The sequence below is a fragment of the Qiania dongpingensis genome, from assembly GCF_014337195.1.
GTDB classification, from domain to species: domain Bacteria; phylum Bacillota; class Clostridia; order Lachnospirales; family Lachnospiraceae; genus Lientehia; species Lientehia dongpingensis.
In genome coordinates this window covers 2,955,459-2,971,866 of record NZ_CP060634.1, presented here as the reverse complement: position 1 = coordinate 2,971,866, position 16,408 = coordinate 2,955,459, and the positions used below count along the sequence as shown (strand labels likewise).

Here is a 16,408-nt window from a genome sequence, read left to right as displayed (position 1 = left end):
TATTGACCGATAGTTACAACCGGTTGTTATACTCTGATTGTATCACAGAATAAAGTGAAATCAAAGGAGAAATAACAGATGAACAATTTTATTTTTGAAAATGACACCAAAGTTTATTTTGGTAAAGGCTGTGTGAAAGAATATCTTTCCAGCGTTTTAAGCCATTATGGAAAAACCGTTATGCTTGCCTATGGCGGCGGGGCTATCAAGAAAAACGGTATCTATGATGAAATCGTTGAGGCATTGACCGCCGCAGAGAAAACAGTCGTTGAGTTTGCCGGAATTATGGCTAACCCCACCTATGCAAAAGTCTTGGAAGGCGCAGCCCGTGTAAGAGAAAAAGGCGTTGATTTCATTCTCGGCGTGGGCGGTGGTTCTGTGATGGACTGCTGCAAGGCGGTTTCACTGGCTGCCCGGTATGAGGGTGATATATGGAACGACTTTTGGGAGCGAGCCGGTATTGTGGATTTAGAGCCGCTTCCGCTTGGATTCGTGGTTACGGTTACAGGCACCGGCAGCGAGTGCAACGGCGGAGCTGTTATCACCAATGAGGAGCGAAAAATCAAGACGGGGCGGGACTATCCTGCCTGCAATGCAAAGTTCGCTATGCTTGATCCAGTCTACACTATGACCGTTCCCCTGCGTCAGACCGTTTCCGGCGGTTTCGATATTCTTTCTCATATTATGGAGACATATTTCAGTGAGCCGAATGAAGATAATGTTTCTGACAACATTTCAGAGGCGTTGATGAAAAGTGTAATCCACAATCTGCGGGAGGTGATAAAAAATCCAAAGGACTATACTGCCCGGAGCAACCTTATGTGGGCGGCGACTATGGCAGAAAACCGTATCATCAAGCTGGGCAAACGGTGTGACTTTCAGTGCCACCAAATGGAACATCAGCTTGGCGCTTACACGGACTGCAACCACGGCGAAGGACTGGCAGTGCTACACCCGGTCTACTATCGGCATATTTATAAAGACGGGTTGCCGAAGTTCATTCGCTTTGCAGAAAATGTCTGGAATATTCCCCGTGAAGGCATGAGCGATGAAGAACTTGCAAAATCCGGTGTGGAATCACTGGCTATGTTTATCGCAGAAATTGGCTTGCCTACCACTCTGACCGAATTGGGAATTACGGATGAAGCACTTCTGGGAAAGGTGGCAGATTCCTGTAATATTGCTCCCGGAAGTTACAAAAAAATGACTGCCGAAGAAATCCGGCAAATATTAAAAGAATCCATATAATTTAGGAGGTAAACACCATGAAAAAAGTAATTTCTTTATTCCTTGCGCTGACTTTCGTTTTCGCACTGGCGGCTTGCAGCAACAATCAGCCGCAGACAAATGATTCATCTGAATCTATATCCGAGCCAATAACAGAAAGTACAGAAACACCTGCGGATATTTCTGCTCCCGAATCTTCTGAATCAGAAGACGGAAAGACATTGGTGGTCTATTTTTCCGCCACAGGCAACACAGAAGCAGCAGCCAATTACATCGCACAGGAAACCGGCGGCGACCTGTTCGAGCTGGAACCGGCAGAACCCTACACGGATGAAGATTTGAATTATAGCAATGAAGACAGCCGCGTATCCAGAGAGCATGAGGACGAGTCCTTGCGGGATGTGGAGCTTGCAGCGGATACCGTGGAAAATTGGGATGAATACGATACCGTGTTTATCGGATATCCAATTTGGTGGGATATTGCTGCGTGGCCGGTAAATGACTTTGTAAAATCCAATGATTTTACAGGCAAAACGATAATACCTTTTGCTACCTCTGCTAATGACGATATCGGTGAAAGCGGTAAATTGTTAGAGGAAATGGCCGGAACTGGAAACTGGCTGGAAGGCGAACGCTTTTCTTCCAGTGTTTCAAAAGATGCGGTAACAGAATGGATTGAAGGTCTGAATCTGTAAAAGTAAGATACAGATTTGCCCAATAGTAACTCATAAATAACAATATTCAATTTTAGGAGGAAACCATTATGAAAAAACTGATGTCCCTATTCCTTGTGCTGACTATGATTTTTGCACTGGCAGCTTGCAGTAGCAATCAATCTACAGGCGATAATTCATCGGAATCTTCTTCATCTGTACCTGCTACAGAAAGTACAGAACAGCCATCTTCTTCTGATGAAGAAGAACCTGCTGAAACACCTTCTGAACAGCCGGAAACGGATGCGAAAACCCTTGTTGTCTATTTCTCTATGCCGGAAACAACTGATCCAAACAACATGACACAAGAGGAAGATAACAGTGTTGTTGTCATTAACGGAGAAGTTCTCGGAAATACACAGTATGTAGCTTATGTGATTCAGGAGCAGACCGGGGCAGATATTTTCCGTATCGAACCGGAAACTCCCTATCCGACGGACCATGACACTCTTGTCGATCTGGCGGCTGACGAGCAGGATGACAATGCCCGTCCCGCTATTAAGGATACGACCCTGAACCTTGACCAATACGATACCATCTTTGTGGGTTATCCCAACTGGTGGGGCGATATGCCGATGATTCTCTATACTTTCTTTGATACTTATGATTTTTCCGGCAAAACCATTATTCCGTTTAACACCCACGGCGGCAGTGGATTTTCCGGCACCATCGGCACCATTGCAGAACTGGAGCCAAATGCCGAAGTCAACGAGGACGGATTTACAGTATCCCGCAACAATGTGCAGGAAGCTGAGCCGGATATTATAAGCTGGCTGGATGAACTTGGCTATTAAGGAGGAGGCTGTTATGAGCAAAAAAGTATTGATTTTATCCGGTAGTCCCCGTAAGGGAGGCAATTCCGATGTGTTATGTGATGCGTTTATGAAAGGGGCGCAGGAAGCCGGTAACGAGGTAGAAAAGATTTTTCTGCGAAGCAAAAAGATTGGCTATTGCAACGCCTGTTACTACTGCAAAAAAAGCGGCGGTGTCTGTGCCATTAAAGACGATATGGCGGAAATCCTTGAGAAAATGCACTGGGCGGATGTTATCGTTATGGCAAGCCCTGTCTATTTTTACTCTATCGACGCACAGATGAAAACCGTGATTGACCGTACAGTGGCACAGTGGACGCAGATTAAGAACAAAGAGTTTTATTACATTATGACTGCTGCGGAGGAAAGCAGCACCGTTATGGATTGCACTTTAGAGTGTTTCCGAGGTCTTGCCGCCTGCCTTTCCGGCTCAAAGGAAATGGGCGTTATTTACGGAAAAGGCGTTTATGAAGCCGGTGCGATTAAGAACACAGCTACGATGCAGCAAGCCTATGAAATGGGCAAAGGAATTTAAGGAGAACATACCATGCAAAAAAGAAAACTTGGCAACAGTGATTTGATGGTCAATCCGGTGGGTCTTGGCTGTATGGGATTCAGCCATGCTTCCGGTGAGCCGACCGAAAAAAATACTGCAATAAAAACATTACGACAGGCCTATGAGATGGGATATGACTTTTTTGACACCGCCGAAGCCTATACGGGCTTCTTCCCGGACGGCTCTGTGTCCTATAATGAAGAATTAGTAGGTCAGGCACTACATGATGTAAGGGACAAAGTTGTGATCGCCACCAAAATGGGTGTTTTCCATAACGAAGATTTATCCCTTTCTTTGGACAGCAGTCCGGAAACCATCCGAAAAAGCGTGGAGGGCAGCTTGAAAAAGCTGGGTACGGATTATATCGATTTGTATTATCAGCATCGCATAGACCCAAAGGTTGAACCGGAGGTTGTTGCGGAAACCATGTCTGAACTCATCAAAGAAGGTAAAATCCGACATTGGGGAATTTCCGAAACAACGGAAGAATACCTGCGGCGGGCACACGCAGTATGCCCGGTGACTGCTATAGAGAACCGATATTCCATGATGGCAAGGTGGCATGAATCTATTTTTCCTGTGTGCGAAGAATTGAATGTGTCTTATGTGGCTTTTTCTCCTATGGCAAACGGCTTTCTGACCGGACAATATACACCAGGTACTGTCTTTGAGGGAAAGCATGACTACCGGGCAGGTATGCCGCAGTACACAGAAGAAGGATATAACAAAGCAAAAGAACTTTTAGAATTGCTGGAACGGATGGCGCAGGAAAAGAATTGCACGATGAGTCAACTCTCGCTGGCTTGGATGATTTGCAAAAAGCCTTATATTATTCCGATTCCCGGTTCCAGAAAGCCCGACCGGATTCGTGAAAATTTTGCCGCAGGCGATATTTTCTTAACCGCCGGTGAAATTTCTGAAATTGATAACAAATTAAACTCTATGACATTTGATGTCTTTGGCGGTCATCGTGCAAAATAACGGAGGTGAAAACGATGAAAGTATTGCTTGTAAACGGGAGTCCTCATAAAGAGGGTTGTACCTATACAGCTCTCTGCGAGGTGTCCGAAGCATTGAATAAAAACGGTATTGATACCGATGTTTTCTGGATTGGCAATAAGGCGATTTCCGGCTGTATTGCCTGTAAAGCCTGTGTGAAGAAAGGTGTATGTGCTCTTGGCGGCACGGTAAACGAATTTTTAGAGATCGCCGGAGATTATGACGGTTTTGTATTCGGTACTCCGGTTCATTGGGGAGCAGCCAGCGGCGCTCTGACTTCTTTTCTTGACCGTGCTTTTTATGCTGATCTATGCGGCGGTGGAAATCGTTTCCTCTTAAAGCCTGCTGCTGCTGTTGTATCTGCCCGTCGCGCCGGAACCACGGCAACTTGGGATCAGATCAATAAATATTTTGCCCTGATGCAGATGCCGATTATTTCTTCCCGTTACTGGACGATTGTTCACGGTGCAACGCCCGAACAAGTCAAGAAAGATGAGGAAGGTATGCAAACTATGCGTATTTTAGGGAAAAACATGGCATATTTTCTTCGCTGCATTGAGGCCGGCCGACAGATCTGTATTGACCGACCGGAAACAGAAGCCGTTACCTTTACAAATTTTATTCGGGAATAAGGATTAGCACAAAGGAGGTGAAGCGTATGAACCCACAAGCACTTAAAAAGTTAACATTGGATTTCATTATGACAATCCTCCTGCTTCTTCTGATGACCTATGAACTAATCGGCAGAGCTACACATGAATGGCTGGGAACTGGAATGCTTCTTTTAGTGCTTATTCATCATATTTTCAATCATAAGTGGAGCAAGGCTGTTTTCAAAGGAAAATACACGCCATACCGCATGATACAAACTATACTCGTAGCATTGTTGGTGTTATGTATGCTCGGCGCTATGATTAGTGGAATTATGCTGTCCCGCTATGTGTTCGATTTTCTGCCTATTCAAGGCGGACGCTCCTTTGCCAGAAATCTGCATATGGTTTCAGCCTATTGGGGATTTGTTTTCATGGCGGTTCATCTTGGTCTCCATTGGGGCATGGTGATGAACATAGCAAACAAGCACATCAAAAAACCGTCTGCAATCCGCAAATGGATTCTTCGAGGCTTTGCGTTGCTGATTGCCGGATATGGTGTTTATGCTTTTATAAACCGTGACATCTTCAGTTATATGGTGCTGAAGGAGCAGTTTGTGTATTTCAATTATGAAGAACCGATTGTCCGATTTTTAGCAGATTATTTGTCGATTATGTGTCTGTTTGGATGCATTGGTTATTATATGAGAAAATATTCTAAAAAATAATTTGGTGGTGATTTTATGGGAAATTAGTTGTATTGGATTTATCCGAGAGCGGTGTACAGATTGGTGAGAAATTAGCACTCTTACTTGACGAAAAACAGAGGAAAGAACTTGCGAAATATCTTCTTGATAATCCTGTGGAAACAAATGCTGGTGTTACATATCAGCATTTAAGACACGGTTGGCAATTAATTGATTCCCTCACGGAAATTCAGGAAGGCAACTTATATCTTTGTGTAGAACAACGCATTGTAAAAGTGAGAGAAGAAAAAATCGAACTTACTGCTAAAGAATTTGATATTCTGTCGCTGCTCATTATGAATCCAAATCGGGTATTTACCTATGAACTTATTATGGATTTGGTCTGGAAAGAGGATTATGCTTACTATTCCAGAAAAGCAATCAATAACCATGTATGTAATCTCCGGAAAAAATTAAAGATAGACCCAGGCGATCCCGACTATATCAAAAGTGTTACCGGAATCGGATATAAGTTTGTGTTGCCATAAATTCACACCATAGGGTAAAACCTGAGGTGTGAATTTTTTTGTACTTTCTCAGGATAGACGGCAACTTTTTCCTGAAATATGTACTGAATAATGGAGGAATTTTGGGGCTGCCACTTCTGACAGGGTAAATTGTGAATTTTTTGTGAAATTTTCAAAAAGACCCCCTATTTTTGCCAAAAAAATGTACGGAATAGTGAAGGGATATTTTTTGACAGTCAGGAGGTGAAGCATATAAAAGACAAAATACCGGTCATGGATTACAGCCAATACCGGAGGGCAAGAAAATTAGTCCATGCGTGCTGCAATTATGATAACGGAAACTGTATCATTCTGGATGACGGGGAGGAATGCGTCTGTGTCCAGAGCATTTCCTACTCGCTTTTATGCAGATGGTTTCGGATTGCGGTTCTCCCATTGGACAAGCCTTTAGAAACAGTCCTGTTATACAGAGGAAGTATGAAGCGATGTGTTGTCTGTGGTCAGCCATTTCGCCCCGGTTCCAACCGGGCAAAATACTGTAAGCCCTGTGCGGCAAAGGTGCATCGAAAACAGAAGAATGCCAGCGACCATAAAAGAAGGCTCCTATGCGGACAATTAGGAGCGAAAAAAACCTTGATATAGCTGGACGTTTCAACTCTTGTCAGCGGGTTGGCAGTATAAATCCCTTCCACACCCAAAAAGCAGGCTTGAAACTGTCCGCAGAGGTAATTTCACCTATCCGGGATTTTCCCGATTAGGTAAGTACCTACTTCTCTTATATTTCATGCATTTTAGAGTTCGCTCCCAAACGGGGTTATCCTGTCTTGGAATTTCAGAGACTGGAAAAGCTGCCCATCTGCACTGCCCCAAAGCTGTCTTTCCGGCAGTGGATATTTCGACGCTTTGGAGAGCCGGAGAATAGACGGAAATTAAAGAGAAATAAGTAAATTATAAAATAGTCAATATCAATCCAATCAATCAGGATGGATTGATGGAAAGGAACAATGTATGCAGAATAATATTTTTATCCCCTATAAAGCTGATACAACAGTACCGCCGTATCTTCCGTTTCTGCGTTTTTTGGTAACACTCAATTTATCCAATGACGCAAAGGTGCTTTATGCCCTGCTCTTTGACCGGGCAGGCATTTCAAGAGAAAACGGTTACATAGAAACAGACGGAACGGTGCGGCTGTATTTTACAGTAGAAGAAGCAAAAGGGAAATCACACCGGAGCCGTCAGGTAACGACCCGTGCGTTTCAGGAATTAGAGCACAGTGGACTGATTATCCGTAGGAAACAGGGGCTTGGCAGACCTGCAGTAATTACCCTAAAGATTCCGGCGGCAGGAAAGGAGAACTGACTGAATGGCAGATAAAAAAGATCTGGGTACACTTCCGCAATTTCTAAAACCGGAAGTGGCAGAACGTGTGGCAGAGCATTTCAAAGACGGCGTGTTTGAATTTGATTTTGATACTGAGGAACATATTGCGGTGGAGGGCAACACGGTGTACCATGTGATTCCCCATTATGCCGGTGATGATGCGGAAAATGTGCTGAACAAGCTGCGCCGGATGATTGCAAAAAACTTGGAGGAAATGTAAATGAGGGAGGCTGAAATAACAGAAAGAATGCGTTATAATACAGGTAACCGTTTACCTGGCTGTTATCCCTTTTTCGGGAGGAAAGGAGCTACTTATGAACCAGCAGCCAGATAAAATTACAGCTTTATATTGTCGTTTAAGCCAGGACGATGCCCTTGACGGAGAATCCAACAGTATTACCAATCAAAAGGTACTGCTCTCCAAATATGCTGCAGAACACGGCTTCCGCAATACCATGTTCTTCGTGGATGACGGATTTTCAGGAACGAGTTTTCAAAGACCCGGATTTCAGAAAATGATGAAATATGTGGAGGACTATTCTGTTTCCACTCTGATTGTCAAAGACCTGTCCCGGCTCGGCAGGGAGTATTCCTATATGGGACGTTTGCAGGATTTTATTTTCCCGGCCTACGATGTCCGCTTCATTGCAATCAATGACGATGTGGACAGCGCTAAAGGAGAAAATGATTTCGCCGTTTTCAAAAATGTGTTCAATGATTATTACGCAAAGGACACCAGTAAGAAAATCCGGGCAGTCGTTAAAATGCGGGGTGAAGCCGGGGAACACCTTGCCAGTAACCCTCCCTACGGCTATATCAAAGATCCTCATGACAAAAAGAAATGGATTGTGGATGAAGAAGCGGCTAAGGTGGTGCGACGTATCTTTGACCTGTGCATTGCGGGGAAAGGGCCGATGCAGATAGCAAAAATACTGACAGCAGAAAAGGTGCTGACTGTTACAGCCTACCATGCCAAACAGAAAGGCTGGACAATGCCGGATAATCTATATGGATGGAACAAAAAGTCAATCGCCGGTATTTTGGAACGGCGGGAATATACCGGATGTACGGTTAATTTCAAGACCTATACCAAATCCCTGAAATTTAAGAAACGGCTGGAAAATCCGAAAGAAAATCAGCGCATATTTGAAGGAACACAGCCAGCAATCATTGAGTACGGACAATGGGAACGGGTACAGGTTCTCAGGGAAAATAAACGCAGACCGACCAAAACCGGCAAGACAAGCATTTTCTCCGGCCTTGTTCACTGTGCTGACTGCGGAGCTAAGCTCTATTACTGTACCTGCAACAGCTACAAAGATGATTCGCAAGATCATTTCGTCTGCTCCAATTACAAAAGCAATACCGGTTCCTGCCAGATTCATTATATCCGTGAAATCACGCTGTATAAGCGAGTGCTGGAATGTGTTCAACGGACACTGACTTATGTGCGACTGTTTCAGGATGACTTCACCCAGGAAATGCTGATGCAGGATGAAGCCAGCCGGAAAGCAGAACTGGCACAGAAACGAAAAGCCCTGTCAGGCGCACAGAAGCGTATGGAGGACTTGGATAAAATCATCCAACACCTTTATGAAGATAATGTTTTAGGGAAACTAAGTGACCTCCGTTTCCAGAAGTTATCTGCACAGTATGAGACCGAACAGGCAGAAATCAGGCAGCTTTCCGAAACACTGGAACGGGAAATTGCAGAAGAAGCCGAGCAGGTTTCGGATGTGGGGCGTTTCTTACAGCTTGCGGAACGGTATTCCGATATACAGGAGCTTGACGCTGCGACAGTCAACGAGCTGATTGAAAAAATCGTCATCCATAGCCCGGAGAAAATCAACGGAAGAAAGCATGTGACGATTGAGATTTACTTTACTTATGTAGGCAAGATTCGGATTCCTCTTCAAAAACCGGAGCTGCCTGCAAGCACGGAAAAACCGGCGTGATTGTTACCACGCCGGTTCTACCGGGAAATTTCTTTACTTCCTTATGAGCCTCCGCCTAAGCAGCGTCCTCCTTTTTTAATATTTCATACTTATGCAAATTAAAAGAACATCACCTGTTGTGGTCCGACTTCATTTTTACCGCCAGCGCCGTTGCCAGGAGACTCACAAGAATGGCCACGATCCATGGCAGAATATTCTGAGCATCCCCAGTTTTAACGTTTTCCGTTTTTGTCTGGGCTGCCGGCGTTACCGTCGGTTTCTGTTCCGGTATTACAGGCTTTTTATAGCTGTTTCTGAATACGATTTCCGCGCTCTTGTCTCCCGATTCGTCCTTAACCGCCCAGATTTCAGTGCTGAGACCGGCTTCCCCATCATTTATCACTCGGACAGTCACAGTATAAACCGATGTATCATAAGTAAAATTTTCAGTATTTCCTGCCATCTGGCTGATCCGGTACCGGTAATCCCCAGGCGCCAGATAAGTAATCGGCCCAAGCTGTACCTTTCCTCCGCCTTTCAGTATAATCTCCATCTGTCCGGGCATCGGAACATTTTCTCCTTCTATGAGGATCCGATATTCTTCATCTGCCGGCGCGCCCTCCCCTGTCACCACTATTTCCACGGGTATGAATACAGCGCAGGTACGCTCCTCTGCCAGCGCCCTTCCCGGAAAAATCAGGACCGCCAGGATTGAGGTGAGCAATACTCCCATATACCTTTTTCTTAAATTATAGAACATGATAAAACACCTCCCTCCTGTGCCTTCTTTATTCTTCTATCCGTCCGAAAATAATCACGCGGCCGTTTGTCTCAGCTTCGGCACAAGTTGACAGCCCAATTATAGGATCAGACGCCGTGACGCCAATCTCACGGTACTGTACCGCGTTCTCCCGGATATATGCCAGAAAAATGTCCATTTGACCTTCCTGCCCGTCAGGATTAAATATCAGACTGTCAAATGCATCCGTTTTCACGCAGGCAAATATCAGGAACGAATGTGTTTCGTCAGACAGATAGAGTGTGCCTGTCCGATGGCTTTTGAAGTAATCCTGACCGGTAAATTCCGCTACGTCACTGAATATCCCGCCGTTATCCATGTGGTGGCCGTATAGAAGATTATAGCCATCAGAAAAATCCGACTGGTTCCTGCAATCTAAAAATACAGAACCCGACAAGGAAAACTCTCCGAATACATCCTTATTGATATATTCCATATTTGTCTCTCCCTGCACGACCGGATAATCAATATGCGTTCCGTCGACCGTCAACCAGGCCCGTACATCCGGATTAATTTCCTGAAGATCTTCCAGAGTGGAATTTTCCTGCTGATTTCCTTCAGGCTTATATTGCAGCAATTCTTCTCCCGCGAAAGCGCCCTGGTAAACCATGACAGTATCCCACAGGGAATAACCGCCATATAACAGCAGAATCAGAATCAGCAGAGCCGCAGCTGCGTTCAGAATATGGTTTCCTGCCCTCGCTGTCCTGGCGGCCGCCTGCAGTCCGGGCCGCTTCCCGGTTCTGTGCTCTGCTCCAAAACATTTTTTATGCACGGTTTCTTCTGCGCAGGAGCAAAAATGCGGCCGCGGCTGCCAACACCACCATCAGCACATACGGTACGAGGTTCATGAAGATACCTGTTGGCGTCACAGCTTCCTTATTATTCGTAAATGTCACTGTATTATCCGTTTTGCCCATCGTCTGATTTCCGGTTGCAGTTCCGTCGCTTACTGTGCCGTCATTGATTTGATAGCTCGTTGTGTAACCCTCTGTCGATGCAATATTCTCGGTTATTTTGTAAGTTACTGTGGAAGGTATGCCGGTAATCTCAGCAGATTCACTGTCTGCCAGTCTGACTCCCGTCACAGAAGCCTTACCTTGCCCGTCCAAGCTGATCCTCTCATCACCATAGGTAAAGGAAGCATTGGCGGGGCCTGTGAATTCAACAGTAAAATCAAACTCCCGCCCCTTATTTCCCATGGAACCGGTAACCTCTTTTCTCAGTGTCAAGCTATAGGTTTCATAAGAATTCTCATAGCCGCTGCTTTTTCCGGATCTCCCGTCTCCATATTTGCCATCCAGACCGGGAATAGCTGCTTCCGTCAAGAGGACTGAGTGACGGATCACATAGGTATTCGCTTCTGTCCCATTTTCCACATAAATATCCAGATAGCGGACAGCATTGTCATCATTGGTGACATCGGCATTCTGAGAAGCTTTTTCTGTAATCATATAACGGTAGATTCCCGGAGCCGGAAAAGTCACGTTTGAAAAATCCACAGACGCGGTTCTAATCAAATCACTCACACTGTCTGTATGACTGTATGTTACAGCGCTTACAACAGGCTGTCCGACACCTGCCAGAATTTCCGGATTGCTGTCAGCAGCCGCAACACCATTGCCGGGCACGATTTCCCATTCAAAGGTTATGTCCGGAACGCTGGCGCCTTCTGCGCCGGTCATATCCAGTGTCTTTTCGAAAGAAACATTGCCTTCTGCATTTCCTGTGCCCGCCGCAAACACATTTAATCCCAAAGCGGCCACTGTTAAAAGTCCGGCAGCTACAACCGCAGTAAGTCTGCCTAAAAATCGTTTTTTCATTTTACCCAACCTCACTTTTCTTTAAAATTTAGTTAATTATGTCTTGGCCGCGCTGCTGCACGGACTTTATCTCAAAGGCATTAAATACCTCTGTGACATCTCTGAGAACAGACCATTTTCTCGGATGGCTGCAGACCGTTGTCTACAAGTCGCGGCGGCGGATCACGGTAAATACTTTGCCCTTAATCTCGCTTCTTTCCGCCGCCCCGCAGTACCGGCTGTCTTTTGCCCCTTCCCGGTGATCACACAAAATAAAATACTGATTCTCATTCAGTGTCAGGGGATACTCTACTTCACCGTCATATCTTGGCGTGGAATAAAAGATATCATTTTCGATGACGACACTTCCGTTGATCTTCAGTCGGTGATCATCTGTAATTTCTACCGTATCCCCGCCCTGAGCCACGATCCGGCCAATATACTGTGTACTTTCTTTTTCCCATACCACCACATCCTGAATACGCAGCTCATTTTCCAGGCGGAAATACAGCAGCAGGTCTCCTGCGCTGATTATCGGCGACATATCATTATTCTCCATGGGTGTTATTCCAAAGACAACGCCGAAAATAATATACAGCAGCAAAGCCAACAGTACGATACGAGCTGAAAAAGAAGTAATCTCAGCCTGATTTGCGAGTTTCTTCCGTCTGGCCGCTATCACCTGCTCCGGTGTCTCCGGCTTCTTTTCAGCCATTCGTTTCACCTCGCGTTTTTCCCTGGCTGGCAATCCGGCGCTTTAATTCAGAGATTTCCAAATCCCTTTCCCGAATCAGAATCTTTAACCGTTCTTGTTGAATTTCGTAAGCAGAGCGATAAGCATTTTGCAGATTCTCCATCTGGCGCCATACGTCTTTTTCATCCACGCCGCCGAACAGTTTTCTCCGGAAACACATTTTATTCATAAGGACCGCAACATCTTCCATGGTTTTTATTGCCATATATCCCTTAACCCTCTCTGCGTTTCATCATGAAGGCCGCTGCAAAAGTCAGAGCGAGAAACACCATTGCCAGATATGGAAAGACCGACTGACCTATTCCCGTAGGCGGCACCATATCCTTTGTATTTATAAAAACTGCTGCCGAATCATCATTCAGTGTGCCTGTCAGTTTCCCCCCTGTATATTCCCCGCCGCCTGGATTCACTTGCAGCGTATAGTCCGCATTTTCTTCTGTCACTGTATATACGCAGCCATGGGGAATGATCAGATGTATTCTGTCGCCATCTGCCAGTAAAAACTGATACGCTCCCTCATCAGCCTGAAGTGTTATCTCACCAGAATCCTCATTTTCCGTATAAGTCAGATTTTCTGTATACGCCTGACTGTCTTTGGTAAGGGTCAATGAAAAGGAAAATTCCCTGTTATGGTCTCCCATATTGCCGTCCACCTGTTTTTCAATGGTGAGAACATGACTTCCAGGCTCATATGTGTTCGTGAAGGATGCTGTCTGAATTCCTTGACGCTCTACGGTCCCATTCCCGTTCTGAGAAGAAGCAGTCAACCGATAATCATATGCAGAAGAGATATCCGCATTAACCTCACCGGCCTGATAGACGGTATTCGGGGACAGGCCTTCTATCCGGTATTGAAAGCTCTGGCTTTCCTGATTCCATGTGAAGTCGCCGAACGGTACTTCCTGAGCGCTGCCACTGTTCAGCGTATAGTTAAATTTCAAATTCTGCTTCAGATAAACCAGAGCATCCCCCTCCAGCCCCTCAATCTTCTTCTCTATAACCAGCGTTCCTGGTTCCAGCTGTATGACAGGCCTGTTATAAGAATCAGTAATCTCCTCTCCGTTGTAAATATAGGTGAGTGAACTGCCGCTGTTGCTGAAAAAACCCTGCCGCCCCTCTGACGTCTGTCCTGTCCCGGCTTCTCCGGTATCCGTATAGACGGCCCCGTTATTCCGGTATGCTTCATATGCGGCTTCCGACGGTTCTATATTGACGGTCACCTGATAGGTATACCCGCCTTTCAGTTCATAATGATCCGGAAAATCCAGAATGACTTGTCTGGCGCTTTCGTCATATCGGGCCGAAATCGTCACGCCGTCAAATTCCACACTGTTTTCTCCGGAGACAGCCACATTTCCATCTCCGTCCCTGACGGCTACCGTCATAGACGCAGGGTTTCCTCCCATGGTCCCTGCAATCTGTACATTGCTGCTCAGAGTATCCGTTATGGTCACATCGCTGCACAACATTGTGGTAATTGCCGCCTGTATATCATCGAAAGCTGCGTTCAGCGAAGTTTCATCCGTACCCTCATAGAAAGCTTTTGTCGTATTTTTCGGTGCGGCATCTTTCAGATCGCGCAGCTTTGAATAATTATTTTTTGGCCCTACACCAACCGTATAGAAATAATTTGTTCCCAGACCGGCCGCTTCATCTTTAGCCGCCTGCAAATTATAGCCTAAAACATCACTGTTTCCAGTTCCAGTCGTATATCCGTCTTCATCATAACGAAATGTAGGATTTCCATCTGATATAAAAATCACCGCCGTCAGCGCTCCGCTCCTGGCGCTCGCCAGCAGCTCTTTTGCATTTCTCAATCCTGCCTGATAATTGGTCCCTCCGTTGGCGGCCGGGCCTGAACTGCTGGTTATCCGTCTGGTATCTCCAGTCCATCCCACGGTCACTTCCGCGTCATTCCAGGCGCTGTCCCTTCTTCCGTCAGACCCGCTGAACGTCACAAGGGAAAACTGTACATCTATATTCTGATTGGAAGCCAAAGCAGCGGTCAGACTGTCGATGGCATCTTTGGCCGCTTCACGCCTGGTTTTTCTGGATCCGCCTCCCAGACCGTCATCCATGCTTCCGGATTTGTCCAGTACATAGATCACATCCAGCTTCGATTTTGAAGTCGATGTCCCGACCATGCCGGAAACTGTCAGCGTCAGATCATATGTCCCGTCCTCTTTTTTCTCCACATATTTTTCATGTCCGGCTCGCAGCTGCGCGGACGGGGCGGCTGTCCTGACAGTACTTAATACCCGGGCCGTGCCGTCTTCCCGATTGTCGGACCAGGTCAGCGCGAACACCGAAAAACGTTCCGCCGCAAAGACTGCCTGTACCGTTTCACCGTCTACTACAATATTTCCGCACAGGCTTTCCGATGAGTCTGCCACCGCCTGGACCGCTATGCCGCTTTCCGTTTCGGTCAGCTGCAGCAGGGACAGCGACGCCGTGTCCATCTCTGACGTATTGAGCCCGGAGCAGGTCATTTCCAGACGCACAGACCCTCCGGCCGGTTCTACTTTCCCACCCGCCTCATTATAAAAGCCGATATCCCATAGACTAAATCCCTCTGCCTCCGTCCCGTACGCACTCAAAGCTTCTGCATATCTGCTGCCTTGACTTTCAGGCTGAAGTTCTTTTACTTCCAGATAAGCATCTTCCGGCAGCACTCCAGCATCCGCCCAGGCCTTTATGGTGACTCCTTCCGGAAGCCCGCATGGAAGATATTCAACGATATTCCCACTGCTTCCATCTTGCCGGTCAGTCTCTCCCGCTTCCTCCGCCGCTGCCAGACTGCCTTCCGTTCCGGCCTGGGCACCGGCGGCTTCGTCTTGTTCCCCGGCTGCCTTTTCCAGGGTATTCTCCTCTGCACTCAGTTCCGTTCCATTGTCTGACGCAGCGGAACTTACCGATGACGCCAGAATCCGAGGAGCCTCTGTCAGAAACAGCAGTATAAACACTGCCAGCACCGCTGCCAGTGTTTTCTTCAATCCTTTATTCCCCTGGCGCTTCCTTTTTTTACCTCTCATTATTTTTTTCCTGCTCCTTCCGTATAAAGTAATCTATCATAAGCAGCAATTCTAAAGCACTGCGGAAATATTTTCTCTGCCCGCCAATGCAGCAGCTGCCTTGCCAGCTGTAATGCTGCCGGTACACGGTCTGCACAAATATATCGGGCCTGTGGCGGCCGTCCCAAACCCTGCCGGCCTTCCATGCGTGTATGCTCATATCCCATTCATCCGCAGTCTCCAAATCCGCTTCCCGCCAATGGAATTCTTCTCTCTTCCCTTTTATATCCCGGCCAAATCCCGGTATCTTCAGCAAATCATAAATCCTTTCCATTTTCAGCAGCAGATCTCCATATCCGTAAAACTCGATGCCGGAAGGTATATGGGCATTGCTTATCACCCCTTTTGAAAAACTGCCGTCAAATTTATTAACAGTCAGCATCAAAAGAGCATCCCCGGCTGTAACCGGCATTCTGTCTGACGATGCTGGCAAAATTCTTTCCGGCATGGCCGTATTCCTCCTCTTTATATATCCGGTCAGAAATCAGTTCATTTTCATAATGTCGGTTTTCTGTGACTGCTGTCTGACGCTTTTTGCCACATAATTCTTATTAC

Annotated in this window: 19 protein-coding genes; 12 read left to right on the top strand and 7 right to left on the bottom strand. The window is 46.2% G+C overall.

Annotation, left to right across the window (positions count from 1 at the left end; translation table 11 throughout):
- Positions 1-78: 78 nt before the first annotated feature.
- From H9Q78_RS13955 to H9Q78_RS13900, 12 genes are all read left to right on the top strand, one after another.
- A complete protein-coding gene (locus H9Q78_RS13955; RefSeq protein WP_249302567.1) occupies positions 79-1,248 on the top strand; it encodes an iron-containing alcohol dehydrogenase in 1,170 nt (389 codons plus the stop codon).
- Between the two features lie 17 nt (positions 1,249-1,265).
- Positions 1,266-1,922, top strand: coding sequence for a flavodoxin (locus H9Q78_RS13950; protein WP_249302566.1), 657 nt, complete (start codon positions 1,266-1,268; stop codon positions 1,920-1,922).
- 68 nt (positions 1,923-1,990) lie between these two features.
- Positions 1,991-2,734: a flavodoxin gene (locus H9Q78_RS13945; RefSeq protein ID WP_249302564.1), complete on the top strand. Its 744-nt coding sequence runs from the start codon at positions 1,991-1,993 to the stop codon at positions 2,732-2,734.
- A 13-nt stretch (positions 2,735-2,747) separates the two neighbouring features.
- The gene (locus H9Q78_RS13940) at positions 2,748-3,287 is read left to right on the top strand and encodes a flavodoxin family protein (RefSeq protein ID WP_249302562.1); all 540 of its coding nucleotides are present in this window, start codon (positions 2,748-2,750) and stop codon (positions 3,285-3,287) included.
- A gap of 12 nt (positions 3,288-3,299) precedes the next feature.
- Positions 3,300-4,289 carry an aldo/keto reductase gene (locus H9Q78_RS13935; protein ID WP_249302560.1) on the top strand — a complete coding sequence of 330 codons (990 nt, stop codon included), beginning with the start codon at positions 3,300-3,302 and terminating at the stop codon, positions 4,287-4,289.
- Between the two features lie 14 nt (positions 4,290-4,303).
- On the top strand, positions 4,304-4,939 hold the full coding sequence (locus H9Q78_RS13930) for a flavodoxin family protein (RefSeq protein ID WP_238727296.1): 636 nt from the start codon (positions 4,304-4,306) through the stop codon (positions 4,937-4,939).
- A 26-nt stretch (positions 4,940-4,965) separates the two neighbouring features.
- A complete protein-coding gene (locus H9Q78_RS13925) occupies positions 4,966-5,625 on the top strand; it encodes a DUF4405 domain-containing protein (protein WP_249302559.1) in 660 nt (219 codons plus the stop codon).
- 32 nt (positions 5,626-5,657) lie between these two features.
- Positions 5,658-6,131 (top strand): winged helix-turn-helix domain-containing protein, encoded by a 474-nt coding sequence (locus H9Q78_RS13920; protein WP_330595192.1) that lies wholly within the window; start codon positions 5,658-5,660, stop codon positions 6,129-6,131.
- 222 nt (positions 6,132-6,353) lie between these two features.
- On the top strand, positions 6,354-6,752 hold the full coding sequence (locus tag H9Q78_RS13915; RefSeq protein ID WP_249302557.1) for a cysteine-rich VLP domain-containing protein: 399 nt from the start codon (positions 6,354-6,356) through the stop codon (positions 6,750-6,752).
- 366 nt (positions 6,753-7,118) lie between these two features.
- A complete protein-coding gene (locus H9Q78_RS13910; protein ID WP_249302555.1) occupies positions 7,119-7,472 on the top strand; it encodes a replication initiator protein A in 354 nt (117 codons plus the stop codon).
- A 4-nt stretch (positions 7,473-7,476) separates the two neighbouring features.
- Complete coding sequence (locus H9Q78_RS13905; RefSeq protein WP_249302553.1) at positions 7,477-7,713, top strand: hypothetical protein; 237 nt, start codon at positions 7,477-7,479, stop codon at positions 7,711-7,713.
- 94 nt (positions 7,714-7,807) lie between these two features.
- Positions 7,808-9,448: a DUF4368 domain-containing protein gene (locus tag H9Q78_RS13900; RefSeq protein ID WP_249302552.1), complete on the top strand. Its 1,641-nt coding sequence runs from the start codon at positions 7,808-7,810 to the stop codon at positions 9,446-9,448.
- Between the two features lie 109 nt (positions 9,449-9,557).
- Here H9Q78_RS13900 and H9Q78_RS13895 read toward each other — a convergent pair whose 3' ends face one another.
- The 7 genes from H9Q78_RS13895 to H9Q78_RS13865 form a co-directional block, all read right to left on the bottom strand.
- Positions 9,558-10,187: a Spy0128 family protein gene (locus H9Q78_RS13895; RefSeq protein ID WP_249302551.1), complete on the bottom strand. Its 630-nt coding sequence runs from the start codon at positions 10,185-10,187 to the stop codon at positions 9,558-9,560.
- A 28-nt stretch (positions 10,188-10,215) separates the two neighbouring features.
- Complete coding sequence (gene srtB, locus H9Q78_RS13890) at positions 10,216-11,001, bottom strand: class B sortase (protein ID WP_249302549.1); 786 nt, start codon at positions 10,999-11,001, stop codon at positions 10,216-10,218.
- The gene (locus H9Q78_RS13885) at positions 10,994-12,049 is read right to left on the bottom strand and encodes a DUF7601 domain-containing protein (protein WP_249302548.1); all 1,056 of its coding nucleotides are present in this window, start codon (positions 12,047-12,049) and stop codon (positions 10,994-10,996) included. Before H9Q78_RS13885 ends, srtB begins: the two co-directional genes overlap by 8 nt.
- Before the next feature lie 142 nt (positions 12,050-12,191).
- The gene (lepB, locus tag H9Q78_RS13880; protein ID WP_249302547.1) at positions 12,192-12,743 is read right to left on the bottom strand and encodes a signal peptidase I; all 552 of its coding nucleotides are present in this window, start codon (positions 12,741-12,743) and stop codon (positions 12,192-12,194) included.
- On the bottom strand, positions 12,736-12,987 hold the full coding sequence (locus H9Q78_RS13875; protein ID WP_249302546.1) for a hypothetical protein: 252 nt from the start codon (positions 12,985-12,987) through the stop codon (positions 12,736-12,738). The genes lepB and H9Q78_RS13875 overlap by 8 nt, the downstream gene beginning before the upstream one ends.
- Before the next feature lie 7 nt (positions 12,988-12,994).
- The gene (locus H9Q78_RS13870) at positions 12,995-15,814 is read right to left on the bottom strand and encodes a vWA domain-containing protein (protein ID WP_249302545.1); all 2,820 of its coding nucleotides are present in this window, start codon (positions 15,812-15,814) and stop codon (positions 12,995-12,997) included.
- Positions 15,804-16,301: a hypothetical protein gene (locus tag H9Q78_RS13865; protein WP_249302543.1), complete on the bottom strand. Its 498-nt coding sequence runs from the start codon at positions 16,299-16,301 to the stop codon at positions 15,804-15,806. Before H9Q78_RS13865 ends, H9Q78_RS13870 begins: the two co-directional genes overlap by 11 nt.
- Positions 16,302-16,408 lie beyond the last annotated feature (107 nt).

Coding starts and splice junctions, on each gene's coding strand:
- H9Q78_RS13925 (WP_249302559.1), top strand. CDS start 4,966: ATGAACCCACAAGCACTTAAAAAGTTAACATTGGATTTCATTATGACA.
- H9Q78_RS13905 (WP_249302553.1), top strand. CDS start 7,477: ATGGCAGATAAAAAAGATCTGGGTACACTTCCGCAATTTCTAAAACCG.
- H9Q78_RS13930 (WP_238727296.1), top strand. CDS start 4,304: ATGAAAGTATTGCTTGTAAACGGGAGTCCTCATAAAGAGGGTTGTACC.
- lepB (WP_249302547.1), bottom strand. CDS start 12,743: ATGGCTGAAAAGAAGCCGGAGACACCGGAGCAGGTGATAGCGGCCAGA.
- H9Q78_RS13955 (WP_249302567.1), top strand. CDS start 79: ATGAACAATTTTATTTTTGAAAATGACACCAAAGTTTATTTTGGTAAA.
- H9Q78_RS13900 (WP_249302552.1), top strand. CDS start 7,808: ATGAACCAGCAGCCAGATAAAATTACAGCTTTATATTGTCGTTTAAGC.
- H9Q78_RS13940 (WP_249302562.1), top strand. CDS start 2,748: ATGAGCAAAAAAGTATTGATTTTATCCGGTAGTCCCCGTAAGGGAGGC.
- H9Q78_RS13875 (WP_249302546.1), bottom strand. CDS start 12,987: ATGGCAATAAAAACCATGGAAGATGTTGCGGTCCTTATGAATAAAATG.
- H9Q78_RS13935 (WP_249302560.1), top strand. CDS start 3,300: ATGCAAAAAAGAAAACTTGGCAACAGTGATTTGATGGTCAATCCGGTG.
- H9Q78_RS13945 (WP_249302564.1), top strand. CDS start 1,991: ATGAAAAAACTGATGTCCCTATTCCTTGTGCTGACTATGATTTTTGCA.
- H9Q78_RS13885 (WP_249302548.1), bottom strand. CDS start 12,049: ATGAAAAAACGATTTTTAGGCAGACTTACTGCGGTTGTAGCTGCCGGA.
- H9Q78_RS13895 (WP_249302551.1), bottom strand. CDS start 10,187: ATGTTCTATAATTTAAGAAAAAGGTATATGGGAGTATTGCTCACCTCA.
- H9Q78_RS13910 (WP_249302555.1), top strand. CDS start 7,119: ATGCAGAATAATATTTTTATCCCCTATAAAGCTGATACAACAGTACCG.
- H9Q78_RS13950 (WP_249302566.1), top strand. CDS start 1,266: ATGAAAAAAGTAATTTCTTTATTCCTTGCGCTGACTTTCGTTTTCGCA.
- H9Q78_RS13870 (WP_249302545.1), bottom strand. CDS start 15,814: ATGAGAGGTAAAAAAAGGAAGCGCCAGGGGAATAAAGGATTGAAGAAA.
- H9Q78_RS13865 (WP_249302543.1), bottom strand. CDS start 16,301: ATGCCGGAAAGAATTTTGCCAGCATCGTCAGACAGAATGCCGGTTACA.